Origin of the sequence: Burkholderia pyrrocinia (assembly GCF_022809715.1) — a bacterium.
Taxonomy (GTDB): Bacteria; Pseudomonadota; Gammaproteobacteria; order Burkholderiales; family Burkholderiaceae; genus Burkholderia; species Burkholderia pyrrocinia_C.
The window spans coordinates 1,719,679-1,745,358 of record NZ_CP094459.1 but is presented as its reverse complement, the minus strand read 5'-3'; the positions used below and the strand labels follow the sequence as shown (position 1 = coordinate 1,745,358).

At 65.9% G+C, this 25,680-nt stretch carries 32 protein-coding genes and 1 tRNA gene; 12 read left to right on the top strand and 21 right to left on the bottom strand.

The features are described from left to right. Positions 1 to 197: 197 nt before the first annotated feature. From lexA to MRS60_RS08200, 3 genes are read left to right on the top strand one after another with little or no spacing between them, the layout of a single operon-like run. The gene (gene lexA / locus MRS60_RS08210; protein WP_009689103.1) at positions 198 to 845 is read left to right on the top strand and encodes a transcriptional repressor LexA; all 648 of its coding nucleotides are present in this window, start codon (positions 198 to 200) and stop codon (positions 843 to 845) included. Between the two features lie 26 nt (positions 846 to 871). Further along, on the top strand, positions 872 to 1,207 hold the full coding sequence (locus tag MRS60_RS08205) for a hypothetical protein (protein WP_034184111.1): 336 nt from the start codon (positions 872 to 874) through the stop codon (positions 1,205 to 1,207). Between the two features lie 29 nt (positions 1,208 to 1,236). Continuing rightward, positions 1,237 to 1,950 carry a DUF2939 domain-containing protein gene (locus tag MRS60_RS08200; protein WP_243565564.1) on the top strand — a complete coding sequence of 238 codons (714 nt, stop codon included), beginning with the start codon at positions 1,237 to 1,239 and terminating at the stop codon, positions 1,948 to 1,950. An 87-nt stretch (positions 1,951 to 2,037) separates the two neighbouring features. Here MRS60_RS08200 and MRS60_RS08195 read toward each other — a convergent pair whose 3' ends face one another. Continuing rightward, entirely contained in the window at positions 2,038 to 2,535 is a 498-nt protein-coding gene (locus MRS60_RS08195) for a universal stress protein (RefSeq protein WP_034184109.1), read from the bottom strand. 332 nt (positions 2,536 to 2,867) lie between these two features. Here MRS60_RS08195 and nodI point away from each other — a divergent pair, with 332 nt between their 5' ends. Both nodI and MRS60_RS08185 read left to right on the top strand, forming a co-directional pair. Next, positions 2,868 to 3,782, top strand: a complete 915-nt coding sequence (gene nodI / locus MRS60_RS08190; protein ID WP_034184273.1) for a nodulation factor ABC transporter ATP-binding protein NodI — start codon at positions 2,868 to 2,870, stop codon at positions 3,780 to 3,782. A 6-nt stretch (positions 3,783 to 3,788) separates the two neighbouring features. Next, a complete protein-coding gene (locus tag MRS60_RS08185; RefSeq protein WP_105393106.1) occupies positions 3,789 to 4,622 on the top strand; it encodes an ABC transporter permease in 834 nt (277 codons plus the stop codon). Positions 4,623 to 4,659: 37 nt separating this feature from the next. Here the strand turns inward: MRS60_RS08185 and MRS60_RS08180 are convergent, their stop codons facing one another. The 4 genes from MRS60_RS08180 to MRS60_RS08165 form a co-directional block, all read right to left on the bottom strand. Beyond that, entirely contained in the window at positions 4,660 to 5,082 is a 423-nt protein-coding gene (locus MRS60_RS08180) for a hypothetical protein (protein ID WP_011351887.1), read from the bottom strand. A gap of 101 nt (positions 5,083 to 5,183) precedes the next feature. Further along, on the bottom strand, positions 5,184 to 6,242 hold the full coding sequence (locus MRS60_RS08175; protein ID WP_027809855.1) for a permease: 1,059 nt from the start codon (positions 6,240 to 6,242) through the stop codon (positions 5,184 to 5,186). Further along, entirely contained in the window at positions 6,239 to 7,366 is a 1,128-nt protein-coding gene (gene mnmH / locus MRS60_RS08170; RefSeq protein ID WP_034184106.1) for a tRNA 2-selenouridine(34) synthase MnmH, read from the bottom strand. The genes MRS60_RS08175 and mnmH overlap by 4 nt, the downstream gene beginning before the upstream one ends. Positions 7,367 to 7,430: 64 nt before the next feature. After that, positions 7,431 to 8,384 (bottom strand): LysR family transcriptional regulator, encoded by a 954-nt coding sequence (locus MRS60_RS08165; RefSeq protein ID WP_105393104.1) that lies wholly within the window; start codon positions 8,382 to 8,384, stop codon positions 7,431 to 7,433. 164 nt (positions 8,385 to 8,548) lie between these two features. Between MRS60_RS08165 and MRS60_RS08160 the strand changes: the two genes are divergently transcribed. Next, a complete protein-coding gene (locus MRS60_RS08160; RefSeq protein WP_243565563.1) occupies positions 8,549 to 9,970 on the top strand; it encodes a M20 family metallopeptidase in 1,422 nt (473 codons plus the stop codon). A 35-nt stretch (positions 9,971 to 10,005) separates the two neighbouring features. Continuing rightward, positions 10,006 to 11,292 (top strand): MFS transporter, encoded by a 1,287-nt coding sequence (locus MRS60_RS08155; protein ID WP_034184103.1) that lies wholly within the window; start codon positions 10,006 to 10,008, stop codon positions 11,290 to 11,292. Positions 11,293 to 11,357: 65 nt separating this feature from the next. On the opposite strand, the gene MRS60_RS08150 is transcribed toward MRS60_RS08155, so the two are convergent. After that, complete coding sequence (locus tag MRS60_RS08150; protein ID WP_034184102.1) at positions 11,358 to 12,410, bottom strand: NADP(H)-dependent aldo-keto reductase; 1,053 nt, start codon at positions 12,408 to 12,410, stop codon at positions 11,358 to 11,360. Positions 12,411 to 12,594: 184 nt separating this feature from the next. Beyond that, positions 12,595 to 13,032 (bottom strand): PaaI family thioesterase, encoded by a 438-nt coding sequence (locus MRS60_RS08145; protein ID WP_034184101.1) that lies wholly within the window; start codon positions 13,030 to 13,032, stop codon positions 12,595 to 12,597. A 176-nt stretch (positions 13,033 to 13,208) separates the two neighbouring features. Here MRS60_RS08145 and MRS60_RS08140 point away from each other — a divergent pair, with 176 nt between their 5' ends. Both MRS60_RS08140 and MRS60_RS08135 read left to right on the top strand, forming a co-directional pair. After that, complete coding sequence (locus MRS60_RS08140) at positions 13,209 to 13,697, top strand: winged helix-turn-helix transcriptional regulator (protein ID WP_243565562.1); 489 nt, start codon at positions 13,209 to 13,211, stop codon at positions 13,695 to 13,697. 330 nt (positions 13,698 to 14,027) lie between these two features. Then, a complete protein-coding gene (locus tag MRS60_RS08135; protein ID WP_105393102.1) occupies positions 14,028 to 14,651 on the top strand; it encodes a phospholipase D family protein in 624 nt (207 codons plus the stop codon). A 149-nt stretch (positions 14,652 to 14,800) separates the two neighbouring features. Here the strand turns inward: MRS60_RS08135 and MRS60_RS08130 are convergent, their stop codons facing one another. Continuing rightward, complete coding sequence (locus tag MRS60_RS08130) at positions 14,801 to 15,028, bottom strand: hypothetical protein (RefSeq protein ID WP_034184098.1); 228 nt, start codon at positions 15,026 to 15,028, stop codon at positions 14,801 to 14,803. Between the two features lie 249 nt (positions 15,029 to 15,277). Between MRS60_RS08130 and MRS60_RS08125 the strand changes: the two genes are divergently transcribed. Further along, positions 15,278 to 15,490: a diguanylate cyclase domain-containing protein gene (locus tag MRS60_RS08125; protein WP_034184097.1), complete on the top strand. Its 213-nt coding sequence runs from the start codon at positions 15,278 to 15,280 to the stop codon at positions 15,488 to 15,490. A 64-nt stretch (positions 15,491 to 15,554) separates the two neighbouring features. On the opposite strand, the gene MRS60_RS08120 is transcribed toward MRS60_RS08125, so the two are convergent. The 4 genes from MRS60_RS08120 to MRS60_RS08110 all read right to left on the bottom strand — a co-directional run bounded on the left by MRS60_RS08120 (position 15,555) and on the right by MRS60_RS08110 (position 17,680). Then, positions 15,555 to 16,028 (bottom strand): VOC family protein, encoded by a 474-nt coding sequence (locus MRS60_RS08120; protein WP_034184096.1) that lies wholly within the window; start codon positions 16,026 to 16,028, stop codon positions 15,555 to 15,557. Between the two features lie 166 nt (positions 16,029 to 16,194). Beyond that, positions 16,195 to 16,734, bottom strand: a complete 540-nt coding sequence (locus tag MRS60_RS08115) for an aspartyl-tRNA synthetase (protein WP_243565608.1) — start codon at positions 16,732 to 16,734, stop codon at positions 16,195 to 16,197. A gap of 183 nt (positions 16,735 to 16,917) precedes the next feature. Further along, on the bottom strand, positions 16,918 to 17,157 hold the full coding sequence (locus MRS60_RS35030) for a hypothetical protein (RefSeq protein WP_131946880.1): 240 nt from the start codon (positions 17,155 to 17,157) through the stop codon (positions 16,918 to 16,920). Between the two features lie 214 nt (positions 17,158 to 17,371). Beyond that, on the bottom strand, positions 17,372 to 17,680 hold the full coding sequence (locus MRS60_RS08110; protein WP_034184095.1) for a phosphatidylserine/phosphatidylglycerophosphate/cardiolipin synthase: 309 nt from the start codon (positions 17,678 to 17,680) through the stop codon (positions 17,372 to 17,374). Positions 17,681 to 17,877: 197 nt separating this feature from the next. On the opposite strand from MRS60_RS08110, the gene MRS60_RS08105 reads away from it, so the two are divergent. Then, positions 17,878 to 18,621: a DUF695 domain-containing protein gene (locus MRS60_RS08105; protein WP_243565560.1), complete on the top strand. Its 744-nt coding sequence runs from the start codon at positions 17,878 to 17,880 to the stop codon at positions 18,619 to 18,621. 702 nt (positions 18,622 to 19,323) lie between these two features. On the opposite strand, the gene MRS60_RS08100 is transcribed toward MRS60_RS08105, so the two are convergent. Next, positions 19,324 to 19,719 (bottom strand): hypothetical protein, encoded by a 396-nt coding sequence (locus MRS60_RS08100; protein WP_243565559.1) that lies wholly within the window; start codon positions 19,717 to 19,719, stop codon positions 19,324 to 19,326. Between the two features lie 312 nt (positions 19,720 to 20,031). On the opposite strand from MRS60_RS08100, the gene MRS60_RS08095 reads away from it, so the two are divergent. Further along, on the top strand, positions 20,032 to 20,496 hold the full coding sequence (locus MRS60_RS08095) for a plasmid fertility inhibition factor family protein (protein WP_034184092.1): 465 nt from the start codon (positions 20,032 to 20,034) through the stop codon (positions 20,494 to 20,496). A 75-nt stretch (positions 20,497 to 20,571) separates the two neighbouring features. On the opposite strand, the gene MRS60_RS08090 is transcribed toward MRS60_RS08095, so the two are convergent. From MRS60_RS08090 to ssuC, 8 genes are all read right to left on the bottom strand, one after another. Next, positions 20,572 to 21,087: a GNAT family N-acetyltransferase gene (locus MRS60_RS08090; protein ID WP_105393096.1), complete on the bottom strand. Its 516-nt coding sequence runs from the start codon at positions 21,085 to 21,087 to the stop codon at positions 20,572 to 20,574. Positions 21,088 to 21,741: 654 nt separating this feature from the next. After that, positions 21,742 to 21,817, bottom strand: a tRNA-His gene (locus tag MRS60_RS08085). Positions 21,818 to 21,873: 56 nt separating this feature from the next. Further along, positions 21,874 to 22,860 (bottom strand): tRNA dihydrouridine(20/20a) synthase DusA, encoded by a 987-nt coding sequence (gene dusA, locus MRS60_RS08080; protein WP_034184087.1) that lies wholly within the window; start codon positions 22,858 to 22,860, stop codon positions 21,874 to 21,876. A gap of 130 nt (positions 22,861 to 22,990) precedes the next feature. Next, positions 22,991 to 23,239, bottom strand: coding sequence for a hypothetical protein (locus MRS60_RS08075; RefSeq protein ID WP_072441576.1), 249 nt, complete (start codon positions 23,237 to 23,239; stop codon positions 22,991 to 22,993). A 55-nt stretch (positions 23,240 to 23,294) separates the two neighbouring features. Further along, positions 23,295 to 23,492, bottom strand: a complete 198-nt coding sequence (locus MRS60_RS08070; RefSeq protein ID WP_011351863.1) for a hypothetical protein — start codon at positions 23,490 to 23,492, stop codon at positions 23,295 to 23,297. A gap of 144 nt (positions 23,493 to 23,636) precedes the next feature. Continuing rightward, positions 23,637 to 23,852 carry a TOBE domain-containing protein gene (locus tag MRS60_RS08065; protein ID WP_006400187.1) on the bottom strand — a complete coding sequence of 72 codons (216 nt, stop codon included), beginning with the start codon at positions 23,850 to 23,852 and terminating at the stop codon, positions 23,637 to 23,639. 56 nt (positions 23,853 to 23,908) lie between these two features. Continuing rightward, a complete protein-coding gene (locus MRS60_RS08060; protein WP_034184084.1) occupies positions 23,909 to 24,868 on the bottom strand; it encodes an ATP-binding cassette domain-containing protein in 960 nt (319 codons plus the stop codon). Further along, complete coding sequence (gene ssuC / locus MRS60_RS08055) at positions 24,865 to 25,677, bottom strand: aliphatic sulfonate ABC transporter permease SsuC (protein WP_034184083.1); 813 nt, start codon at positions 25,675 to 25,677, stop codon at positions 24,865 to 24,867. The genes MRS60_RS08060 and ssuC overlap by 4 nt, the downstream gene beginning before the upstream one ends. Positions 25,678 to 25,680: the final 3 nt, after the last annotated feature.

The following is a 25,680-nucleotide window of genomic DNA, read 5'->3' as shown; positions in this document are numbered from 1 at the left end:
AAATAATCGTTCCTCATTTTTTAATACTCAAAAGTGCTAACGCATACGGGATGGACGGTTGCGGCAGATGAACCGGCGTCCGGACGTCGCGAAATCGCGCCGGAACCGGCGCGATCGCGTCGAACTTCAAGTAACGCTTGAAATTCGCGAAGTACTGTATAAAAATACAGCTCACTGTCTATCCATACAGTTGAGCCATGACCAAACTCACCGCCCGTCAGCAGCAAGTGTTCGACTTGATCCGTCGCGCGATCGAGCGCTCCGGATTCCCGCCCACCCGTGCCGAGATCGCGGCCGAACTGGGCTTCAGTTCGCCGAATGCGGCCGAGGAGCACCTGCGCGCACTGGCGCGCAAGGGCGTGATCGAGCTGGCCGCCGGCGCATCGCGCGGCATCCGCCTGCTCGGCATCGACGACGCGCCGCACCAGTTCACGCTGCCGCATGCCGGCCTGATGCAATTGTCGCTGCCGCTCGTCGGCCGCGTCGCGGCCGGTAGCCCGATCCTCGCGCAGGAGCACATCTCGCAGCATTACGCGTGCGATCCCGCACTGTTCTCCAGCAAGCCCGACTACCTGCTGAAGGTGCGCGGCCTGTCGATGCGCGACGCCGGCATTCTCGACGGCGACCTCCTCGCCGTGCAGAAGCGCACGGAAGCAAAGGACGGCCAGATCATCGTCGCGCGTCTCGGCGACGACGTCACGGTCAAGCGCCTGATGCGCCGGCCGGGCGGCCTCGAGCTGATCGCGGAGAACCCGGATTACGAAAACATCTTCGTCAAGGCCGGCAGCGCGGAATTCGCGCTGGAAGGCATCGCCGTCGGGTTGATCCGATCAGGCGAACTCTGACATTCCGTCTCGCTGAGGAGAACATCATGGAACGCCTTGCCCGTCTGCTGCCTTTCCGTCAATTCGGTCGCCTGCGTCATCTGCGCGGCCGCACGCCTTGCGCACCGCTGTCCGCGGCAGCGCCTGTGAAAGAAGAAGTCGCAGTCGAACGGCAGGCGTCCCTGCTGCCGTCGGCGCTCCCCGCTTTCGCGCGGGTATCGCTGAACGCCGGCCTGAATCATGCGGAACCCGCGCGCCGCGCGCCGGTGCGCGTCTATCACGGCCGGTCGCGGCTGATCATGGTCGGTACGATCGATGCCGTGTGCCGGATGATCGATCGCTGCATCGCGGAGGAACGATCGGCCGCGCAAGGCGGTCTCTGATTGCGGAACATTCCCGCACCGGAGGCAACGTGACTGGATCTTCGGGCCGCACATGGCGGCTCAAGCCCCTGCTGATCGTCGTGCTGGCCGTCGCCGTCATTGCGGCGATCGGTTATGCATACGCATCGCCATACGTCGCGCTCGGTCGCCTGAAATCGGCGATCGATTCGCGCGATGCGCAGGCCATCAGTGAATATGTCGATTTTCCGTCGCTGCGCATCAGCCTGAAGCAGCAGGTCACGGAAGAGTTGATGCGCCGGATCGACGCGGTGAAGAAGGAGAATCCGTTCGCGGTGATCGGTGCGCTGATCGGGTCCGCACTGATCGGCCCGCTGGTCGATGCGTACGCGACCCCGGAAGGCGTGGCCGCGCTGATGAGCGGATTGCCGCCACGCGGCAATCCGGGCGAGCGTCCGCCCGAATGGTCGAATCTGCCGCAAGGCAATGCATCGGCCGACACGTCGGCCGCACCGCCGGCCAATCCGGCTCCGGCGAGCGCAGCCGTTCCGGCCAGCAACGCAGCCGCGGCAGCATCATCGCCGGCACCAGTTGCTGCCGCACCGGCCAGCGCGAACGATGTAACACACACGCCGCATCAGCAGCAAACCAGCGCCGGCTACCGGAATGTCGATGAATTCGTCGTGACCTACCAGCGCAGCGCCGATGGCACGCGCTATGCGGCGGTATTCCACCGCTTCGGGCTGTTTTCGTGGAAGTTGTCCGCGATCGACCTGCATGCGTAACCGGTCGCGCGCGACGCCCGCGCCGCGGATGCGGTGCGGCGCCTGACCGGCGCGAATCGCCGATCAGGCCGTCATTGCGTCATCGGATCATTTGCCGCTCGCCGTGGCCGCTTCACGCTCGCGCGCGATTTCGGCCTTCTGCTCCTCCGCCGACGAGCACGCAACCAGAATGCTGCAGTTCACGCGATCGAGCAGTTGCGTATTGCCCGACCCCATCCACCATCTCGATAGCCCGCTGCGGCACCGGTGGCCGACGACGACGAGGTCGACCTTCAGCTCCGACGCGAGATTCGCGATTTCGTCGATCGGATAGCCGAACGCGAAATGGCCTTCGGCCTGCACGCCGCGCTCGCGCAGCCAGTTCACGCCTTCCTGCAGGATTTCGCGCGCGGTTTCCTCGAAGCGGCCGCACGCGACGTCGGTCAGCAGACCCGCGCTTTGCGCAATGCTCGAACGCATGTCGACGACCGACAGCAAGTGCGTTTCAGCCTTCAGGTCCATTGCGAGATTGGCGCCGCAACGCAGTGCCTTGCGCCCTTCGAGCGAGCCGTCGTAACACAGCAAAATCTTGTTGTAGCTAGCCATGAAACCTCCCTATCGCGACAACGAGCCTACGCATTCATCATGGTGCGCCGCAATTCAGGACGCAAGGGATGGAAAACGCTGATTCGCCCCGCTCGGCGCGTGCGCGATGATGCAGTGCACGATCGGTGCGCACATGCATCGCGCCGTGCAGGCCTGCCCTGAAGAGACGCAGCCGATGCACTAGAATGGCTCGTTCGCATTCCAGCAGGCCATAACGTGCCGGCGTCGCGCGCTTCGGTCATGCCCCCTGTGACCCGCATTCGTCCGATCCGTTCGCCAACCGGCCACGCATCGGGCGGCGGAACGCACCCGCTTACAACGACAACATGCCCATGTCCGTCGCACCGATCGATCTCCGCAACGTCGAAAAGCGCTATGGCGACAAACTCGTCGTCAACGGCCTGTCCTTCAACGTACAGGCCGGCGAATGCTACGGCCTGCTCGGGCCGAACGGCGCCGGCAAGACCACCACGCTGAAGATGCTGCTCGGCCTCGCGTATCCCGATGCGGGCACCATTTCGCTGTGCGGCGAACCGGTTCCATCGCGAGCACGGCATGCGCGCCGGCGCGTCGGCGTCGTCCCGCAGTTCGACAATCTCGACCCCGACTTCACCGTGCGCGAGAACCTGCTCGTGTTCAGCCGCTATTTCGGGATGTCGGCTCACGCTGCGCGCGCGCTCGTGCAGCCGCTGCTCGAATTCGCGAAGCTCGAGAACAAGGCCGACGCGAAGGTCGGCGAGCTGTCGGGCGGCATGAAGCGCCGCCTCACGCTCGCCCGCGCGCTCGTCAACGATCCCGACGTGCTGGTGCTCGACGAGCCGACGACGGGCCTCGATCCGCAGGCGCGGCACCTGATGTGGGAGCGGCTGCGTTCGCTGCTCGCGCGCGGCAAGACGATTCTGATCACCACGCATTTCATGGAAGAAGCCGAACGTCTGTGCGACCGCCTGTGCGTGATCGAGGAAGGCCGGAAGATCGCCGAAGGCGCGCCGCACGCGCTGATCGAATCGGAGATCGGCTGCGACGTGATCGAAATCTACGGGCCCGACCCGGCCGCGCTGCGCGACGAGTTGTCGGCGTTCGCGAAGCGTACCGAGATCAGCGGCGAAACGCTGTTCTGCTACGTGAGCGACCCGGAGCCGCTTCGTGCACGGATCAAGGGTCGTACGGGGTTGCGCTATCTGCATCGCCCGGCCAATCTGGAGGATGTGTTCCTGCGGCTCACGGGCCGCGAAATGCAGGACTGATCGACCATGGACGTCCGCAACTATTCCACCACCGCACCTTCGGCGCCGCCGCGCGAGTCACGCTTCGCGATCGCGATGCCGGCGAACGCAACCAACTGGGTCGCCGTATGGCGGCGCAACTATCTCGTCTGGCGCAAGCTCGCGCTCGCGTCGATGTTCGGCAATCTTGCCGATCCGATGATCTATCTGTTCGGGCTCGGTTTCGGGCTCGGCCTGATGCTCGGCCATGTCGACGGTGTGTCGTATATCGCGTTCCTCGCGGCCGGCACGGCCGGGTCGAGCGTGATGATGTCCGCGAGCTTCGAATCGATGTATTCGGGCTTCTCGCGAATGCACGTGCAGCGCACCTGGGAAGCGATCATGCATACGCCGCTCGCGCTCGGCGACATCGTGCTGGGCGAGATCGTCTGGGGAGCCAGCAAGGCCATGCTGTCGGGGGCCGCGATCATGCTCGTCGCGGGTGCGCTCGGCTATGCGCAGTTTCCGTCGATGCTCGCGGCGCTGCCCGTGATCGCGCTCGCGGGCCTCGCGTTTGCCAGCGTCGCGATGATCGTCACGGCGCTCGCGCCGTCCTACGATTTCTTCATGTTCTATCAGACGCTCGTGCTGACGCCGATGCTGCTGCTGTCGGGCGTGTTCTTCCCGATCACGCAGCTGCCGCCGGTCGCGCAGCACGCCGCGCATGCGCTGCCGCTCGCGAACGCGGTCGAGCTGATCCGGCCCGCGATGCTCGGCCGGCCCGCGACGGACGTCGCGTTGCACGTTGCGGTGCTCGCCGGCTATGCGGTCGGCGGATTCCTGCTGTCCGCGTGGCTGTTCCGGCGGCGGATGATGCGCTGACGGCCGGCGCGCGCGGCGCCGGCTTCATGCGACGACGTTACTCGTCGTCGTCACTCCACGGAATCTCGACGTCGGTCAGGAACGCGACGGTCGCGAGCGGGCCGCCTTCCTGGCGGCCGAGCTTGCCGTCCGCGCGATGCCATTCGACGCGGAACTGCGTGCCCGGATCGTCGGCGACCAGGTAGACCGAGCGCAGTTCTTCCTTGTCGGCTTCGTCCACCGGACCGTCGAACGACACCAGCATCTTCTGCGGCCACAGGCCGTTGACGGGATCGTAAATGCGGTCGCCCTGCGGAATGTCGATGCTGGCATCGACGCCGATCGTTGCTGAGGCCTCGATGATCATCGTGCCGAGTGCGTTCAGCACGGCAGTTGCCCGCGCGGAATTGGCCTGGCGGATCGCGAGATCGCCGCGCGTCAGCGCCTTTTCGAGTCGAGGATGAATCTTCGGTTGGGTCATGCGTTTTCCTGTTTGCTTCTTGTAAAGGGCGCCGCACGCGTGAAGCCGCGGCGCCGGATGAATACGACGATCGCGCCCGCCCGGCGCGCCGCTCTCGCGCGTCAGAACCCGAACGCGATCGCGAGCAAGCCGCTCACGATCCCGAACACGACGACGAGAGTCGCGACGATCGCCAGCATGTAGGGCTTGAACGAACGCGCGAGCATCGCGAGCGACGGCACGCTGATCGGCGGCAGCGTCATCAGCAGCGCGGCGGCCGGGCCGACGCCCATGCCGAGCGACAGCATCGCCTGGATGATCGGCACCTCGCCCGCCGTCGGGATCACGAACAGCATGCCCGCGACCGCGAACGCGACGATCCAGCCGAGATGATTGCCGATGTCCGGGCCGATATGCGGGAACAGCCACGCGCGCGCGGCGCCGAGCAGCAGCACGAGCACGATGTATTCGGGCACGAGTCGCACGGCCATGCGGGCAAGCAGCTTCATCCAGCGGACGAACGGATTGCCGGCCGCCGCCTGTTCGGCCGCCAGCGCGGCGAGCTGCGCATCGTCGATGCTGCGGTCTTCAGGGCGAGCAATGCGGTTCAGCAGATAGCCGATCCCGAACACCATCGCAATGCCGAGCACGAGGCGCAGCGCGCTCCAGTGCCAGCCGAGCACGAAGCCCATGAAGACCAGCGCCGCCGGGTTCAGCACCGTGTTGCCGAGCCAGAACGCGACCGCGCCGCCCGGCGACGCATGGCGCGCACGCAGCCCCGCGACGACCGGCGCCGCACAGCACGTGCACATCATCCCGGGCAGCGACAGCAGGCCGCCCGCGGCGACGCTGCCGAAGCCCGTGCGGCCGAGCACGCGCGCGACCCAGTGCGCGGGCAGCAGCGCCTGCACGGCCGAACCGAGCAGCAGGCCCAGTACCATCGCCTGCCAGATTGCCTTGCCGTACGCCCACGCGTAGTCGAGCGCGGCCTTCAGCGACGGCTCGGGTGCGGCCGCCGACGTGCCCATCAGGATCGACTGGCCGATCGAATGGTGCTCGGCGGCAACGAACGCCTTGTTGTAGTACGGGAACCATTTCACATAGAACAGTCCCGCGACCGCGATCAGCAGGAAGGTCATCCAGCCGAGGGCCGGATTGGGTTGGGTGCGTGTGGTCGTCATCGTGTAGTCGTCGATTGGTTTTTATCGGTTTCGGATTTCGCACCTGCCGCAAGCGCGGCCGACGCGGGCAGCCCGGCCTGCGCGAGTTGGGCCAGCAGCGCGCTTGCCTGATCGCGCGCGTCGGCCGCGTTGGGCCGGAAAGTGAAGGTCAGCGCCCGGTTCGGCTTGCCGTATGCCGTGCGGTAGGTGCGCGCATAAGCGGGATCGTAATGCTTGTCGATCAGCAAGGTGAACAGTTCGGCCCGCGCGTTCGCATCGATCAGCGCGTTCCAGTGCGCGACCTCTTCGCGGCTGTGCAGGCCGATCAGCCGATGGAGCTGCGCCTTGAACGCGGCCGGTTCGTCGAACAGGTGGCCGTAATCGTCGAGCAGGAACGCGATGCGCTCGTCGTGCGCCGCTTCGACCTGCACCCACGGCCCCGCGTGAAACGCGTCGATCAGCGCGATCGGCAACTGCACGAGCCCGATCTTGCGGCTTTCCGATTCGACGAACACCGGCCATTCGGGGTCGAAACGTCCGAGCGTTTCGACGAGCCCCGAATCGAACCCCTTCTGCGCCGGCTGAGGCGTGCCCGGCAGTGCACCGAGCAGCGAGCCGCGATGGCACGCGAGCGCCTCGAGATCGAGCGTCTGCGCCCCCGCGTCGCGCAGCGCGTTCAAAAGGCGCGTCTTGCCGCAGCCCGTGTGGCCGACGAGCGCGATATAGCGAAAGCGCGTCGGCAGCGTGTCGAGCGTCGCGCATACCGAGCGGCGATACGCCTTGTAGCCGCCGTCGAGCTGGCGCGCCTGCCAGCCGATCAGGTTGAACCAGGCCGTCATCGAGCCGGAGCGCTTGCCGCCGCGCCAGCAATAGATCAGCGGCCGCCAGTTGCGCGGACGGTCGGCGAACGTCGTGTCGAGATGGCGCGCAATGTTGCGCGCGACCATCGCCGCGCCGACGCGGGTCGCCTCGTACGGCGACACCTGACGGTACATCGTGCCGACGAGCACGCGCTCTTCGTTGCTGAGCACGGGCGCGTTCAGCGCGCCGGGAATATGGTCCTCGGCGAACTCGAGCGGTGTGCGCACGTCGATGATCTCGTCGAACTCGCCGGCGCGATCGAGGGTGACAATCAGGTTCTTCAATTTGGCGTCGAACAGGGGCGATGCGGCTCGGTGAGCCGCATGGGCGCGGAAGGCGGATTGACGATTATCTCACGGGCCGGCGTCTCGGGCCGCGCGCGGCGGCCGGCGGCGACGATGCGACCTGCATCGCGTCGATCAGATGGTCGCGGAACGCCCGGACCGACGCGGGCAGATCGCGCCCCGCCATCGTCTGCACCTGGATGCTGCGCTCGCGAAGCTGCGGGTTCGTCACGGGCACGACGACGAACCCGTCCGCATCGAAGCGGTCGCGCACCGACAGCAGCCCCGTGAACATCACCGCACCCGTGCGCCGCGCATAGCCGTACATCGCCGCGGTGTTGTTGCTCGTCAGTTCGGGCTCGAGCAGCAGCCCGTCGAGCGCACACGCGATGTCGATCAACTGGCGCACCGTCGTGCCGGCCTCGGGCAGCACGTGCGGATGCCGCGCGACATCGGCGAGCGACACCGCGGCGCGCGCCGCGAGCGGATGGTCATGCCGCACCAGCGCGAAGATCGGCGCGCGCTCGGTATGCTCGACGCGCACGCCTTTCTCCGGCGCGAGGCTGAAGGTCAGCGCGACGTCCACGTCGCCGTCGCGCACACGCCGCGTCGCGTCCGCCGGCGACACGACCCACACGGAGAAATCGACGCCCGGGTGGCGCGCCTTGAAGCTCGCGAGCGCGCCGGGCAGGAAATCGATCGCGAACCCCTCCGAACACGCGATCTTCAGCAGGCTGCCGTGCAGCGCATCGAGCCCGCCAATGTCCTTCATCACATGCTCGGCCTCCAGCAGGCTGCGCTGCGCGAAGGCCAGCAGCCGCTCGCCGGCCTCCGACAACGCCATCCCGCGCGGCCGGCGCTCGAACAGCGGCGCGCCGAGCTCGCTTTCGAGCTTCGCGATCTGGCGGCTGATCGCCGACACGGCCACGTGCAGCCGCGCGGATGCGTCGCTGATCGAGCCGGTGCGCGCCACCTCGACGAAATACCGCAGCGCCAGGCCATGCAGGAAAGCCGCCATCGTTCTGTCTCCGCGCCGTTCCCGGCCGCGCTGCTTTGCCTTTTCGGCAAATGAAGGTTCGAAATTCGATCATTGTGACAAAAAAAACGGCTTCCTAGAATCGATCGCACTTCACGCTGCACGCGCGATCCGCGCACGCCGCCAGCCCGACAGAGGAGCCCGACTTGAGCCGTACCGCCGCCATCCAGCACGCGCTGAACCAGTTCGAATCCGGTGCGTTCTTCACGACCCTGAGCCGCCGCGTCGGCCTGCGCACCGAAAGCCAGGAAAGCGGCACCGGTGCCGCGCTGCGCGCGTACCTGACCGACGAGATCGCGCCCGAGGCCGCCCGCCTCGGCTTCACGTCGCGGATCGTCGACAATCCCGTCGACGGCGGCGGCCCGTTCCTGCTCGCATCGCGCCACGAGGACGACGCGCTGCCGACCGTGCTGATCTACGGTCACGGCGACGTCGTGCGCGGCTATGACGCGCAGTGGCGCGCGCCGCTGTCGCCGTGGACGCTGACGGCCGACGGCGACCGCTGGTACGGCCGCGGCAGCGCCGACAACAAGGGCCAGCACACGATCAACCTGGCCGCGCTGGCGAGCGTGCTCGACGCGCGCGGCGGCCGGCTCGGCTTCAATGCGAAGCTGCTGATCGAGATGGGCGAGGAAACGGGGTCGCCGGGCCTCGACGCGCTGTGCCGCCAGGAGCACGACGCGCTCGCGGCCGACGTGTTGATCGCGTCCGACGGCCCGCGTATCGCCGCCGCGCGCCCGACCGTGTTCCTCGGCTCGCGCGGCTCGGTCAACTTCAGGCTGAGCCTGCGCGCGCGCGACGGCGCGCACCACTCCGGCAACTGGGGCGGGCTGCTGCGCAATCCGGCGATCGTGCTCGCGCATGCGCTCGCGAGCCTCGTCGACGCGCGCGGCGCGATTCGCGTCGCGGGGCTGCGCCCGCCGCCGATCCCGGCCGTCGTGCGCGACGCGCTCGCCGACCTTTCCGTCGGCGGCGGCCCCGGCGATCCGGCGCTCGACGCCAACTGGGGCGAGCCCGGCCTGTCCGCGGCCGAGCGCGTGTTCGGCTGGAACACGTTCGAGATTCTCGCGTTCAAGGCCGGCAACCCCGAGCACCCCGTCAATGCGATCCCGCCCGCCGCGTATGCGCACTGCCAGCTGCGCTTCGTCGTCGGCACCGACTGGCAAGCGCTGCATGCGCACCTGCGCGCGCACCTCGATGCGCACGGTTTCGGCGACATCGAGATCGACATCGAGCGCGGCGCACCGGCGACGCGCGTGCCGCCGGACGATCCGTGGGTCCGCTGGGCCGTCGCGTCGCTGGCGCGGACCACCGGCAAGAAGCCCGCGATCCTGCCGAATCTCGGCGGCACGCTGCCGAACGAAGTGTTCGCCGACACGCTCGGGCTGCCGACGCTGTGGGTGCCGCACTCGTACCCGGCGTGCTCGCAGCATGCGCCCGACGAGCACCTGCTCGCGAGCGTCGTCAGCGAGGGGCTGCAGATGATGGCCGGCCTCTTCTGGGATCTCGGCGACGACGCGCCGCCCGTTCGCCGCGCGGCGCCCGCCGCGGCCGGCGCCACCCTGTAACGCGCTTCGCCCCTTTCTCGGGACCTGCACACACGATGAATACGACCACCCTGACCTCGCAGGAAGCCGCCCGCCCCAGCGCCGCGAAGATCCGGCGCATCATCTTCGCGGCGTCGATCGGCAACGCACTCGAATGGTTCGACCTGATCGTCTACGGCTTCTTCGCGGTGACGATCGCCAAGCTGTTCTTCCCCGCGACGAGCGAAGCGACGTCGCTGATGCTGACGCTCGGCACGTTCGGGCTGTCCTACCTGATCCGGCCGATCGGCGGCTTCGTGCTCGGCGCGTACGCGGACCGCGCGGGCCGCAAGGCGTCGCTGCTGCTGTCGATCGCGATGATGATGGCCGGTACGCTGCTGATCGCGCTGATGCCGACCTACGCATCGATCGGCATTCTCGCGCCGCTCGGGATCATGCTGTCGCGGCTGATGCAGGGCTTTTCCGCGGGCGGCGAATTCGCGAGTTCGACCGCGTTCCTCGTCGAGCACTCACCGCAGCGGCGCGGTTTCATGTCGAGCTGGCAGTTCGCGAGCCAGGGCCTCGCGACGCTGCTCGCATCGGGCTTCGGCGCACTGCTGACGTCCACGCTGACAACCGCGCAACTCGAAAGCTGGGGCTGGCGCGTGCCGTTCCTGTTCGGTCTCGCGATCGGCCCGGTCGGGCTGTACATCCGCCGCTATGTCGACGAAGGCGTCGAATTCAAGACGCAGGCACGCTCCGAAGCGCCGGTGCGCGAACTGTTCGCGGACCAGAAGTTGCGGCTGCTGTTGTCGATCGGCGCGCTGGTGATCTCGACCGCGATCAACTACATGGTGCTGTACATGCCGACCTATGCGATCAAGCAGCTCGGGCTGCCCGCATCGACGGGCTTCGCGGCGACGCTCGCGACCGGCTTCGTGCTGACGCTCGTCACGCCGGTCGTCGGCCATCTGTCCGATCGCACCGGGCGGATCCGCATGATGGCGGTCGCGGCCGTCCTGATGCTGGTCACCGTGTGGCCGACATTCGCATGGCTCACGCGCCACGCGTCGTTCGCGACGATGCTCGCCGCACTGGTCTGGATCGGTGCGATGAAAGCGATGTACTGCGGCGCGCTGCCGGCGCTGATGGCCGAGCTGTTTCCGTCGCAGACGCGCGCGACGGGCCTCGCGGTCAGCTACAACACGGGCGTCACGCTGTTCGGCGGCTTCGCGCCGTTCGTCATCACCTGGCTGATCAGCACGACCGGCAACCGGCTGTCGCCGGCGTTCTACCTGATGGGCTGCGCACTGCTGAGCCTTGCCGCGCTGTTCGTCGCGCGCACGCGGCTCAAGATGCGGTAACGCAACCGACGACGGCGCGCCGATGCGGCCCGCGCGGCATCGCTGCCGCGCGGGCCGCACGCCGTTTACGGCGCCGGGTTCGGCTGCTGTTCGTGCAGTGCGTCGATCTCGGCGAGGATCTCGTCGGACAGCTTCACGTCGATACTGCCGATGTTCTCCTTCAACTGCTCGAGCGACGTCGCACCGACCAGGTTGCTGCGCACGAACGGCCGGCTGTTGACGAACGCGAGCGCGAGCTGCGCGGGCGACAGCCCGTGACGCTTCGCGAGCGCGACGTAGCGCGACGTCGCCTCGACGGCCTGCGGCTTGCTGTAGCGCTGGAAGCGCTCGAACAGCGTGATGCGCGCGCCGGCCGGGCGTGCACCGTTCTCGTACTTGCCGGACAGCCAGCCGAATGCGAGCGGCGAATACGCGAGCAGGCCGACGCCGTCGCGATGCGTGAATTCCGACAACCCGTTCTCGAACGTGCGGTTCAGCAGGCTGTACGGATTCTGGATACTCGCGATGCGCGGCAGCCCGAGCTTCTCGGCCGCACGCAGGAACTGCGCGACACCCCACGGCGTTTCATTCGACACGCCGATGGCGCGCACCTTGCCGGCTTTCACGAATTCCGCGAGCACGCCGAGGGTTTCCTCGATCGGCACCGTGTACGCGTCGTCGACCCACGGATACGCGGGACGGCCGAACGTCGTCGTGCTGCGATCGGGCCAGTGCAGCTGGTAGAGATCGACGTAGTCGGTCTGCAGCCGCTTGAGGCTGCCGTCGAGCGCCTCGGTCAGGTTCTTGCGGTCGAACTGGTTGCCTTCGCCACGAATATGGCGCGGGTTGTGCGGCTGCCGTGCCGGACCCGCGATCTTCGTGGCAAGCACGATCCGGTCGCGCTGCGCGCGATGCTGCGCGAGCCAGGTGCCGATGTACTGCTCGGTGCGCCCTTGCGTGTCGGGCTTCGGCGGCACCGGATACATCTCCGCGGCATCGATCAGCGTCACGCCCTGCCCGATCGCGTAGTCGATCTGCTCGTGCGCGTCGCGTTCCGAATTCTGTTCGCCCCACGTCATCGTGCCGAGACCGACCAGGCTGACCTCGATGCCCGAATCGCCGAGTGTGCGGTATTCCATGCTGTTCCTGTCGCGTCGGTGGAAAGCAGGAACGCTATCACATTGAAGCGATCGCTTCAGACGTGCGCCGCGTGCGCTTACAGGCGGCCTTCGGCTCTGCCATGAATGAGCGGGCAACGGCCTTGCAACCTGCGTCGCACGTCCGCAGCACCCTCCCGCAGCCGGCCCCGCCTGCCGCCGTTCGTTACTGAGGCCGCTGAATGAAGCAGGTCGCCGACGCATGCGCGACGATCTTGTCGTCCGGCGTCTTCAGCGTGCCCTCCGCGACGCCCAGCGAACGCGACAGGTGAATCACGCGCCCTTCCGCGATCAGGTCGACGTCGCGCGGCACGGGCCGCAGCATCTTCACATGCAGATCGACCGTGCCGTAGCCGACACCCGCGTCGAGCATCGAATGCACCGCGCAACCCGTGACCGAATCGAGCACCGTCGCGGCGAACCCGCCGTGCACGCCGCCGAGCGGATTCAGGTGCCGACCATCCGCTCGCGCCGAAAATTTCACATAGCCGAGTTCGACGTCCAGCGGACGCATCGGGATCGTCTCCGAGATCGACGCAAGCGGCACATCGCCCACCACCGCGGCACGCAGCAGATCGAGACCAGACAGGGAAAGCGGATTCATCGGGTTGTCTCCGGGTTGAAAGCGCGTCGCCGCGCGAGTAAGTTCTAAATTGGAACTCATTATCGACAACGATGCCGCCCGTTGTCAACGCAGCCGCGCCCGTTGCAACCGAAGGCGGGTTCTATAATCGAACCCGCTATTTCGCTGAACCGCCGCAAGACGCAAGAGACTCGACGATGAAATGGGATGACATCGGCACGCTGAACTGCTCGGTCGCACGCACGCTCGCCGTACTCGGCGACCGCTGGACCATGCTGATCCTCCGCAACGCATTCCTCGGCTGCCGCCGCTTCGACGCATTCCAGGCACAGCTTGGCCTCACGCGCCATGTACTGGCCGAACGCCTCGCGCGGCTCGTCGACGAAGGCGTGCTGGTCAAGCGCGCGTATCAGGAGCGCCCGCCGCGCTTCGAATACCGGCTGACGGAAAAAGGCCTCGACCTGTACCCGGCCCTGCTCGCGCTGATGGCGTGGGGCGACCGCTGGAAGGACGACGGCCAGGGGCCGCCGGTGCAATTGCGTCACCGTGCCTGCGGCCAGTTGATACATGCGGTTACCGTGTGCTCGGCCTGCGGCGAACCGCTCGACGCACGCGACGTGCAGCCGGAGCCCGGGCCCGGATGGATCGCGCCCGACGAAACCGGGACGCCGGCGGTCGAGGATTGACGCGCGGCATGCGCACAACTGCCTGACGCGCACGAACCGCGCTTTGCATGCGAGCTTCCGTCACGGGCCGCACCGAGCCCGTTCACCTGCACGCGAGCCTTGCCTGCACGCCGATGTCCCGCAACGGCACGCGCAATCGCACGCCGTCGTCAGCGACATCCATCGATCGACCTGATCGCACACGCAGATGCCTCGCAACGCAACTTTGCGTCATCGCCTCCACCGCCAGCGATCGTCGCGCGGACAATCCATCCGCATCCGCGCGTGACCGCGCCGCCGCGTCTGCGTTACACTCACGGCCCGCTGTCTCGAAATTGTTCGCTGTCCAAGATGTTGTCGCGCAATCGCCTCGCCGCTGCCTGCCTCGCCGCCTCCCTGCTCGCTACACCGTTCGCCGCCTTCGGCAAGACGCAAAGTGAATCGCTGCTTCAGCAGGCGATCGACCTTGTGTCGCGATGGCTGCCGGCGCCTACCCACGAAGCACCCGCGACACAGGTTGTCGAATCGGCGTTCTCGCCCGACGGCGGCGCCGAGGCACTCGTGCTGAAAGCGATCGGCGCCGCGCGCAGCTCGATTCGCGTCGCCGCGTATTCGTTCACGTCGCCGCCCGTCACGCGCGCGCTGCTCGCTGCCAAGCGACGCGGCGTCAATGTCGCCGTGGTCGTCGACGACAAGGGCAATCGCGCGAAGAGCAGCAAGCAGGCACTGAACCTGCTCATCAACGCAGGCATCCCGACGCGCACGATCGACGCCTATGCGATCCATCACGACAAGTACCTCGTGATCGACGCCGAGCACGTCGAGACCGGTTCGTTCAACTACTCTGCGTCGGCGGCCAGCCGCAATTCCGAGAACGTCGTCGTGGTGTGGAACAATCCACAACTCGCGTCACGCTACCTCACGCACTGGCAAAGCCGCTTCGACCAGGGCACGCCGTACCGCTCCAGCTACTGACCACGCCGCGCTTTCGCACGGCCCTCGACACGTCGCATTCGATCCGCCGTGTTACCGATGATCGTCGAGCGTGGCGCGGGTATCAATTCGGCCAAATGGCCAGCACGCCGCGTCGCGCATCGAACGATACGCGCGACGGTCCTCCCCGCTCAATGGATTTCAGGCAAGCGCGCGGTCGCGGCACCAACCTGCGTGGTCGGCACACAGCGGTTCGCGTGCCCGTCCACGCCGCTTGCCGCCGACGTCGACAAACCGTGGGCGCCGCCGGGCAGCGCGTTGCGCACGCAATCCGTGCTGAATGTCAGCGTGTTCTGAACCATCGGGTAAAGGAGATACAGCGCAAACGCGAGATACCCCGCGTACAGGATTCGAACCATGGTGCGATGGGATGCGATGAACGATTGGACTCGTCCTGTTTACGGCACCGCGGCGAGCACCTTGAGGCATCGCGCAAACGATTCCGCATCGGGATACGACGCTGGCCCATGGCGCACGCTTCTCGCCGCATCTTCATCGATCCGGGCGGAGCCGAAAACGCCCGTCGCGGGACCTGCGGCCTGGCGACGCGTCGAATCATGCGCATACGATCCGATGACCGGCCTTGCAGCCGGGACAAGAGACAACCCATGCAACCGGCCGACGTCGCCGAGCCGGTCGAACGCGTGGCGGAAGCGCTTGCGTTGCGCAATATGGCCGACGCGCGCGGCTACGCGATCCGGTTCAGCGTCGGGAACGTCGCCTGCGATCCCGCGCACCATCGCACGGTGGCCGACCTGCACGCATCGGCCGACCACCGGATGTACGAGCACAAGCAGCGCGGCACGACGGCCGGCGCCTGACCGCGCGCGAACCGGGGCGGCGCCTGCCGCCGCCCCGTCGTTCAACCGCGGTTGCCTGGCCGCGTCAGCTTCCGCACGGCGGTGCGCTGGCCATCGCCTCCGCGATCTGCTCGGGCGTCAGGTCGCGCTGATGCGTCGCGAGCGACCAGCGATGCCCGAACGGATCCTCGACCTGTCCATAGCGATCGCCCCAGAACATGTCGGCGGCCGGAATCGTCACCGTCGCGCCGGCCGCGACAGCCTTCGCGATCGCCGCATCGGTATCCGGCACGTACAGGTGCAGGCAGACGGCAGTGCCTTTCAGCGCCTTCGGCCCGAGCGCGCCGTGCTCGGGCATTTCATCCACCAGCATCAGTGTCGAATCCCCAATCGCGAGGCACGCGTGCGCGAGCCTGCCGTCAGGCATCGGCAGGCGAAACTGCTCGCTCGCATCGAATGCGCGCTTGTAGAAGTCGATGGCTGCTACCGCGCCGGCGCAGATCAGGTGCGGCGTCAGCGTGCGCATCCCTTCCGGGATCGGTTTGACGGACGTGGCCATAGGTGTCGCTCCTTCAGTCGGTTGTCGTATCGGGAAACGGGACGGACGCGCGATGCGCACGCCTCCGATACCACGACGGACGAACCCGGCGGAAATCGACACGGCGCCCGACATTTTTTTGTTTTCTTGAGTGCCGGGTCGCTCAGGTCACGCTCATCGGGCGCAATCAGCCCGTTCGGTCGGCCCGGTCGTCCTGCCCGCCGAACTGCCGGCGGCATGCTTCCAGCAACCCGGCCACCGCGTCGAGCGGAAGATCGGCAAACCGGGCGATCGGCAGCATCACGCCGCCCGGCATCTTGGTGCGCGACGAATGCGCCGAGAACTGGTAGCCGATGTAACGATTTCCGGCGACGCGGATGATCCGGAACTCGGTGACGTCGCGCCATTGCGTGACGGGTTTTTCGCGTGCGGAGCCGATCAGCCTGAAACCCGTTTCGTCGACATGCAGCGCCATCTCGCGTCGCGACGAGACGAAGAAGGCGACACCCGCCAGCGCCAGCAGCACGGCCAGCGCCGCGACCGGCCAGAGCGTCGGGGCGGCCGCATAACCGCACAGGCTCGCCGCGGCCAGCACCGCGCACGCGATTGCCCTTCTTTTCAGGCTCCGGCTGTCGACCGCCAGCGTTACCGGCAATGGGCCGATGACCGTTCCCGCGACGGGATCGACGTGCAGGTCGGAATCGTTCGTTTCGCGTTCGTCGTTCATCGTTCGCTTACTCGCTTCGACGGCAATTGGCCCATCGAGATCGGGCGCCATATCAAGGCTCTGCGAACGAACCGGAAAACAGGGATTGGCGACGGGAAATCGTTGCGGTCGAGAACGTCGTGCGTTTCCGCGCACCAACAATCTTTCGTTCGCAGGGAACGGGCACCGTTCAGTCGGCACCGGTCAATTGCACACCTTGACGGTGCCGTTGGTCGTGCATTGACCGACGGCCCAGTGACTTTGCCCTGCCAGCTGAGGCGCCTGGCCGATGCCGCGGATCGGCACTGCCGGCGACGACGCCGGAACGGCCGCCGACGCGGTCTCGGGCGACGGCTGCACAGGCGTCGGCCTGGACGCGGTCTGGCAGGCGGCGAGCGCCAGACAAAGCGCGGATGCCAACGGGGCGATGACAGGTCTGGACATGGTCTCGTGCGCGTTTGCGCCATTCGCTTTTGGTACCGGCCCGCCGCACATCGCACGGCTCGTCAAACCGTTCGGCGCGATCGGCGCGATCGGCAATGCAGTACGACGGTTATTCGATACTACTCCTCGCGTTCGACGTTGTGTGGGCGGCCTTTCGGCCGGGTGCCGCAATCAATGCGACGGCGCCCGCTACCGCCGGCACGCGTCGTTCCGGTCAGATCTGCGGAAGATCCCGCAACGTGCGCGACTCGCTCGTCGCATCGATGTCGAGTTCGATGCCTTCAGACGCATCGCGATACAGCACGCGTTTCAGCCTGGGCCCGATCGCGGTGGCATCCGATGCCGAGAAGATCGCGCGGACATCGTTGCCGGACGCGAGTGCGCGCGCCACTTCCGCCACCGGCGCCTCGCTCGGTGCCGCCGCCCACGACCGGTCGGCCGGATTCACGGCCGCCCAGCGCACGTGCGTCACGCGCGCGCTGAGCGGATCGATTCGAACACCATTCACCGCAAACATCGACATCGGAATCTCCTTCGAATTTTTTGCGGTCCGCTTTTGCGGCCCGTCACGCAAATGCGCAGGATCACGGGCAGCCCCGGATCTCGCATACGTTACCCGCGAGGCTGCCATCACGCGCGCCTCTCCGGCGAACGCGATTTTCGATGATACATTGGGACGCTTTGAAACCGTCAACAGACAATCGTGTACGGGAGAAACACATGACCGACGCCTGGGGAACCTTCCCTGCCAGAATGGGCGACCATCAGGCTTTCATCAGCTTCAACCACAGCTTTGCGGAAATCGCGGAAGGCGATCCGCGCACGTCGCTGCTCAGCGTGCGCGTCCCCTTCGCGCACCCGACGCCCGAAGGCCTGCCGACCGGCGACGAGTTCGCCGACCTCACGAAGATCGAGGATCTGCTGGACACCACGATCACCGCGAAAGGCGGCGTGCAGGTCGGCCGCATCACCGTCGACGGCAACCGGGATTTCCTTTTCTACGTGCCGTTCGACGAAGAGGCGGCGGCGGAGCTCGTCGACTCGCTGGCCGAACAGACAACCTACGCGCTGCAGTACGCACACCAGGACGATCCGGACAAGGAAGCATACTGGCAGACCCTTTACCCGACCGACGACGACTGGCAGATCATGCGCGACATGCGCGTGCTGGATGCGCTGCGGCAGAAAGGCGACGCCAGCGACGTGAACCGGCGCGTGATGCACTGGGCGTACTTCCCGGACCCGAGCGACGCGCACCAGTTCGCGGACTGGGCCGAAGCGAAAGGTTATCCGGTCGAATCGGTCGCGCCGACGGAAGACGGCAAGTCGGCCGTGCGGTTTTCGCACGAAGGCACGATGGCGCTGGCCGACATCACGCGCCACACGATCGCGATCAATCGCGAGGTGCGTTCGCTCGGAGGGGAGTACGACGGATGGGAAACCAGCGTCGAACAGGCTGATTGAGCGGGTCGACATGCCCGCTGCGTACGACGTGACGCTACGTGTCATGTGCAAAAAACATCCCGGCAGCGTTGCTGCGCGCTGCCGGGATCAAGGCATCGCTGGCCGAAACCGGCGATGGGCCTGAGGGTTCGCTCAGGCACGAGGAAAGCGATTCGTGCGGATCAGGCGAACGGATGTCGGGGGGCGCCTGGTTCGATTGCGCAGCCTGCCGAACGCCTGTCCGGTTCCGCCGACGCAGCTCTCCGGCGTCGGGCGGGCAAAAAGCCCCCGCTCCTGCGCGAGCGAGCGGGGAAACAGTTGACCGGGCCGGGGAAGAACGGTCAACCGGCCAAATTGTGATCGCGGGCCGCGCGACGGTCTGTGCGGCAACTCACCCTTTGTCGACAAGGTGGCGGCGTCAGGCAGGTCCGCATGCCGCGTGGCGTCGCGGTCCGAGCGCAAGACCTGCGACCGGCAGCGGCAACGATCGCGCCGGCCGTCGGCAGCGTTCTTCTTTTCATGTTTGGAGTTCTATTTTGTTTTAGTTCAAGCGGACGTTTTTCAGAAGCGGCCCAGTTTCCGGTAAGTCGCGAGTGATGTCAAAGCAGGATTATTCTATTTTTTCGAGAGCCGTGATTTCGGCTTCATTTTCTCGCACCGTTTTTCGTGAAACCATGTTTCACGAACGCAATACCCAGCATCAGAAAAAACCCGGTTTCGTCATTACGGCGAGCTGCTGGAAAACCAGTCGGCGACCATATCGATCCAATCGACATCGCTGACGATTTCAATGACCGTTTCGCCGACGATTTCGGCAGTCGATGAACTTGTTGACGCCGCCCCGGCGGCAACCGCGTTTGCCTTCGCAATTTCGGCCGACGCGCCGGACCTCGGGTCGGCAAGCCGCTCCAGCCAGTCGACGATATTTGCACGCGCATCCTCTTCATCGGCGAAGTCATTCCGCTCGAGAAAGCGGTCGAACACGATCCACGCAAGTGTCTTGCTTCGCGAATCGGATTCCAGTTTTCGGTCGACAACGCCCGTCCGACCGGACTCCCTGCTTTCGAGCGTCGCCGTGAAACAGTAATCGAGATATTCGATTTCAAGTTTCGACGACATGGTTTTCTCCGGTCAATCTGTCCTCTCTGTTCTTTTGACGATCCGCGCCTGTCCGGCTTCGCGACGCCGTATGAAGCATGCGTGAATTGCGCGCAGCGCGTGCTTTCTACTGGAAGTATCGCGATATTCCCACGACCTGTGGATATCACCGCCGACACATGACCGCATCCGCTTTGCCAATCGCGCCTTCTGTACATCCGGTTCCGCCGCGAATCGTTCCGTTTTCCTATTCCTGGTATCGACCTGCACCGCTGTCGTAATCGCGCTGCTAAACTCCGGCCACGAAGACCGCTTGCGCCACCAGAGGAAATAATGACGCTCGCCCGCGCACAACTGAATGGCGTAGATGTCTGGATCATCCAGCTTCCCGGGCACGCCCCCTATGCCTATACGCACCTCAAGCGGGTATTCCCGTCCGACGACTCGCGACATCAGGTCGTGACGATCGACCTGACGAAACTGCTGACGTGCGCCGACCGCGACACCACCGACTATGTGCTGCCGTCGGTCCAGTACTGGGCTCCCGGAAAAGCCGCGGGTATTCGCGAATTCCTCGATCCGGACCAGGACAAGATTCCGGACATGCCGTTCATCACGTTTCGCGAGACGAGAACGCGAACGCTGCTCGGCATCCCCGGCCTGTCGAAAGTCGGCGTCGCGTCATTCCGCAACGGCCAGCATCGCGCACGCTATCTTGCCTATGCAGGTGCGACGACCCTGCCCGTCGAGGTGCACGAGACGGAGGCCGATTTGCTCGTGCGATATTGCGGCGAGTAACAGACGAGCAAGTTCGGTTTTCGCCCGGGAATGGCTGCATATCGTGCGGCCGTTCGTTCGGATCGCGGCAAGCCGCTAGGCCTGTATCGTGTAGATCCGATCGGTGACCTCCGTCTGGCCGATCCGGCTCGTTTCGATACCCGCCAATTGCCAGCCGTTGTGCTCATAAAAGCCGATCGCGCGCACGTTGCCCTCCAGCACCGACAGATGGACCTTGTCCACGCCGATCGTCCGGGCCCACGCGCGAACGGCTTCGATCATGCGTTTGCCCGTACCGCTGCCGTGATGCGAAGGATGGACGTGCAGGCAGTCGAGCAGCACGCCGCGCGCCGGATCGACCGGGCGTTCGGCACTGACGAAGCCGACGGGCTCGCCATCAGATTCGGCGATCAACACGAGGCCCCACTCATTTTCATTGCGATCGAGATATTTCCGCCACCGGACCGCGTGTTCCGCCGGCACCTCGTCGGACAGATAGGCCGCCGGAAGGATATGGCTGTATGCGGTTTGCCAACTCAGGGTGTGCAGGCGAGCGATGAGGGGCGCGTCGTGCGCTGTCGCGACGCGAAGCGTGGTCCGGGTTTCCGGCATCGGTTGGCAACTCCTTCTGCTTGTTCTCTTGATCGGAATGTCTCGTCGCAAAATATACCGTTCCTTGAAACATGCATGCCGTGACGGTTCGCCGCCGGGACATTTGCGTGCAGGCAAAAAAAATCCCGACACCTTCACTGGTCGCCGGGATCGAACGGCCCTGCAAGGCATGAGGGCACGAGGAAGACGACACATTACACGCATGCAAGACTGTTGCGCTTTGTCGGTTCGTGCCAAATCCCTGCGCTATTCCGCCAAATTTCCGGTTTCCGTCGCCGTAAACGAAAAAAGCCTGCTCACGCGCAGCGCGAGCAGGCAAGCAAACGGATCAGCATTCGAGGCACGAGGGCTGTCCTCGAAAGATAACGGCACGGCGCGTGCAAACCTTAGTCGAGAACGACGCGTCGCTCGCAGATTGGGTGAGTGTGTTGTCAACGAAACGTCGAAGAAAGACGAGGCACATATGGTCCCGGCCCGTTGACGGTTTTGCGATACGCGCCGGCGACGTCGCAGACACGAAAAGAAGCGGTGCTTTACACGCTATACAGCCCCTCGTCGAAAAGGCTTTGACGAAAACCGGTTACACGGTGGTTATACAGACGCTAGAAAGCAAAAAGCCCAGTTCGATGAACTGGGCTTTTTGCTTGAATTTGTTGGGGTGGCTGATGGGACTCGAACCCACGACGACAGGAATCACAATCCTGGACTCTACCAACTGAGCTACAGCCACCACTGATACTGCTTTCTGCTCTTCGCTGTTTTTGTTTCAGCAGCGAAGAAGCAAGATTATACGAAGTCTTTTGAATCTTGCAAAGCCTTTTTTTCAAAAAATTCTTCGGCTTCGTTCAGATGCGCGCGCGCCTCGTCGAACACGGCCAGATCGCCGCGCGCGAGCTTCTTGTTGTCGGACAGCACGCGACGCCAGCCGCGCGCGCCGGGCACGCCGCGATACAGCCCGAGCGCATGCCGCACGATCGCGCCGAGATAGGTCCCACGCTTCAGTTCGGCCGCGCAGTACTCGATCAGTTGCGCTTCAGATTCTTCGCGCGTCGGCACCGCACCCGTCGATCCGTAGAAGCGCGCATCGACCTCCGCGAGCACATACGGGTTGTGATACGCCTCGCGGCCGAGCATCACGCCGTCGACATGCTCGAGATGCTGAGCAACCTCGTCCAACGTCTTGATGCCACCGTTGATGACGATCTCCAGCGACGGAAAATCGCGCTTCAACTGATACGCATAGTCGTACTTCAGCGGCGGGATCTCGCGATTCTCCTTCGGCGACAGCCCCTTCAGGATCGCGTTGCGCGCATGCACGACGAACGTTTCGCAGCCGGCCTCGGCCACCGTGCCGACGAAGTCGCGCACGAACGCGTAGTCCTCGACCGCGTCGACACCGATCCGGTGCTTGACCGTAACCGGCACCGACACCGCATCGCGCATCGCCTTCACACAGTCGGCGACGAGCTGCGGCTCGTTCATCAGGCACGCGCCGAACGCGCCGCGCTGCACGCGCTCGGACGGACATCCGCAATTCAGGTTGATTTCGTCGTAGCCCCACTGCTCGCCGAGCTTCGCGGCGCGCGCGAGATCGTCGCGTTCGCTGCCGCCAAGCTGCAGCGCGACCGGCGATTCGTTCGGCGTGAACGCGAGATGCCGCTGGGCATCGCCGAACAGCAGCGCGCCCGTCGTGATCATCTCCGTATACAGCCACGTATCGCGCGTCAGCGTACGGTGGAACGACCGGCAATGGCGATCGGTCCAGTCGAGCATCGGCGCGACGGATACGCGGCGGGGAGGAAGCGAGGACGGTACGGACATGAAATTCGGGCAACAAGCCAGGCGGCGCGGAAACAACCGAGTATTTTACCGCAACATGGGCCGTACCTGCCCGGCGCCTGCGCTAGTCGCCCTCGCCCAGCTCCGCATCGACTGCCCTTCGCGCCTCGTCGAGCACGCGCTCGATCACGCGCCGTTCGGTCAGCAGCAACCCGTCGACCTTGACGAGCCGCCAGTCGATCCGCACGGCGTCGCCCTGCAGCACGCGGTAGTGCGCATGCTCGCCGTCCCAGACCTGCTCGGTCTTCACCTCGATCTCGAAGCCGCGGTACGGCTCGCTGAAATCGCCGAGGTCGCTGCCTCTCGGTTCCATCGCACGCTCCGTGGCGATACAGCGCCAGGCCGCCCGTGCAGCCGGCGCCGTGCGCTCAGTCGTATTCGTCGGACAAAAAGGATTTGCCGTCGGCCGTCAGGTCGACGCGGTCGGCCGCCGCCTGATAGATCAGCCCCTCGTTCAGCAACGCATAGACGACGTCGCCGAACGCGGCAGGAACCGGCCGGCTTTCGCCGAACTGGTCGATCCACTTCAGCGCCTCGATGGCTTCGGGGGAAAGGATGGGGGTCATGCGTTGCCCTCCGGCATCGGTGTCGTTCCATCCTAACACTTCGTCCGGACGCCGAATACCGAGGCAAACGCGCTGCGGGAACGCCGGACGACGCCAACGGGCAGGCTTGCCCGCCGGCGCCGCACCAGCGCAGGAAGCACGCGCTCAGAGACGCGCGATCGATACTTCGGTCGACTTCACGAGCGCGACGACTTCCGCGCCGACTTTCAGTTCGAGCTCGTCGACCGAGCGGGTCGTGATCACCGACGTGACGATGCCGAACGGCGTCTCGACATCGACCTCGGACACCACCGGCCCGCGAATGATCTCCTTCACCTTGCCTTTGAACTGGTTACGCACGTTGATTGCAGTGATGCTCATCGGGTTGATCGCTCCGAAGAAAAAGTCTCAGAACGGGCGGCCGGAGCCGCCCGGATTTAAACGGCCCAGCGGATCTGCCCGACCGGTCGAACGTTGTCTGCTTCATGCACCGCGCCCGGTTCGGCCGTGCCAGGCCCGCCGGCAAGCACGCGCTTCAGCACGCGGTCTTCCAGCGCCGCAAACGCCGCCGATGCGCGAGCACGCGGCCGGTCGAGCGGGACGGGCTGGTCGAGCGCCACGCGCCCCTGCTCGATGAGCAGGATGCGGTCGCCGAGCGCGACAGCCTCCTGCACGTCGTGCGTGACGAGCAGCGCGGTGAACCGATGCTCGCGCCACAAGCGCTCGATCAGCGCATGCATCTCGATGCGGGTCAACGCGTCGAGCGCGCCGAGCGGCTCGTCGAGCAGCAGCAGTTGCGGCCGGTGCACGAGCGCCCGCGCCAGTGACACACGCTGCCGCTGACCGCCCGACAGTTGCGCGGGCCAGTCGTTCGCCCGCTCCAGCAGGCCGACTTCATCGAGCACCGCGCGCGCGTCGTCGCGCGCGCCGCGCCCGAGGCCGAGCATCACGTTCTGCAGCACGGTTTTCCACGGCAGCAGGCGCGCATCCTGGAACATGATCCGCGTATCGAGCGCACCGCCGCCGTCGCCGCGCGTCACGAGCGCGCCGCTGCTCGGCTGCTCGAGTCCCGCGACGAGACGCAACAGCGTCGACTTGCCGCAACCGCTGCGACCGACGATCGCGACGAAGCTGCCGCGCGCAATGCCGAGTTCGACGTTGTCGAGCACGGTGCGCGCGCCGAAGCGCTTGCTGACGCCCGACAGCGTCACCGCGTCGTCGGGCGCCGGGCTTCCCGCGCGCCGCCGCGCGAGCGGAACGACGGATGCGCTGCCGTCACGATCGAGGATTGCCGCGTCGCGCGCATCGCCGTCCGCGACGCGTGCCTGCGCGAGCTCGGCCTCGAGGTCTGCGCCGGCGAGCGGGCCGTAGGCGGCCGCCGAAGTCGTCGCATTCATGCCTTTGCTCCTGATTGGTAAGCGGGGTGCCAGCGCAGCGTCACGCGTTCGAGCCATTTCGCCAGCACATCGGCCAGCTTGCCGAGCACCGCGTACAGCAAGATGCCGACCACCACCACATCGGTTTGCAGGAATTCACGCGCGTTCATCGTCATGTAGCCGATGCCCGACTGCGCGGAGATGGTTTCCGCGACGATCAGCATCACCCACATCAGCCCGAGCGCGAAGCGCACGCCGACGAGAATCGACGGCAACGCACCGGGCAGGATCACGTCGCGGTACAGCGCGAAGCCGCGCACGCCGTAACTCTTCGCCATTTCGATCAGGTTCGCGTCGACCGAGCGGATCCCGTGATACGTGTTGATGTAGACCGGGAAGAACACGCCGAGCGCGACGAGGAACAGCTTCGCCTTCTCGTCGATGCCGAACCACAGGATCACGAGCGGAATCATCGCGAGCGCCGGGATGTTGCGGATCATCTGGATCGTCGAATCGAGCGCGACCTCGGCGGCCTTCGACAGGCCGGTTGCAAGCCCCAGCGCGAGACCGACGCCGCCACCGATCGCAAAACCGAACAGCGCGCGCCACGTGCTCACTTTCACGTTCGCCCACATTTCGCCCGACGTCACGAGCGACCACGCCGCCCGCACGACCGCCACCGGCTCGGGCAGCACGCGGGTCGACAGCCAGCCGGTGCGCGCGCCGACTTCCCACACAACCAGCAGCGCGAGGGGCACGAGCCACGGCGCGACGCCGCGCCATGCGCGGGCGGCCACGGCGGCACCCGTCGTCGACGTTTTCGTTGTCATCGC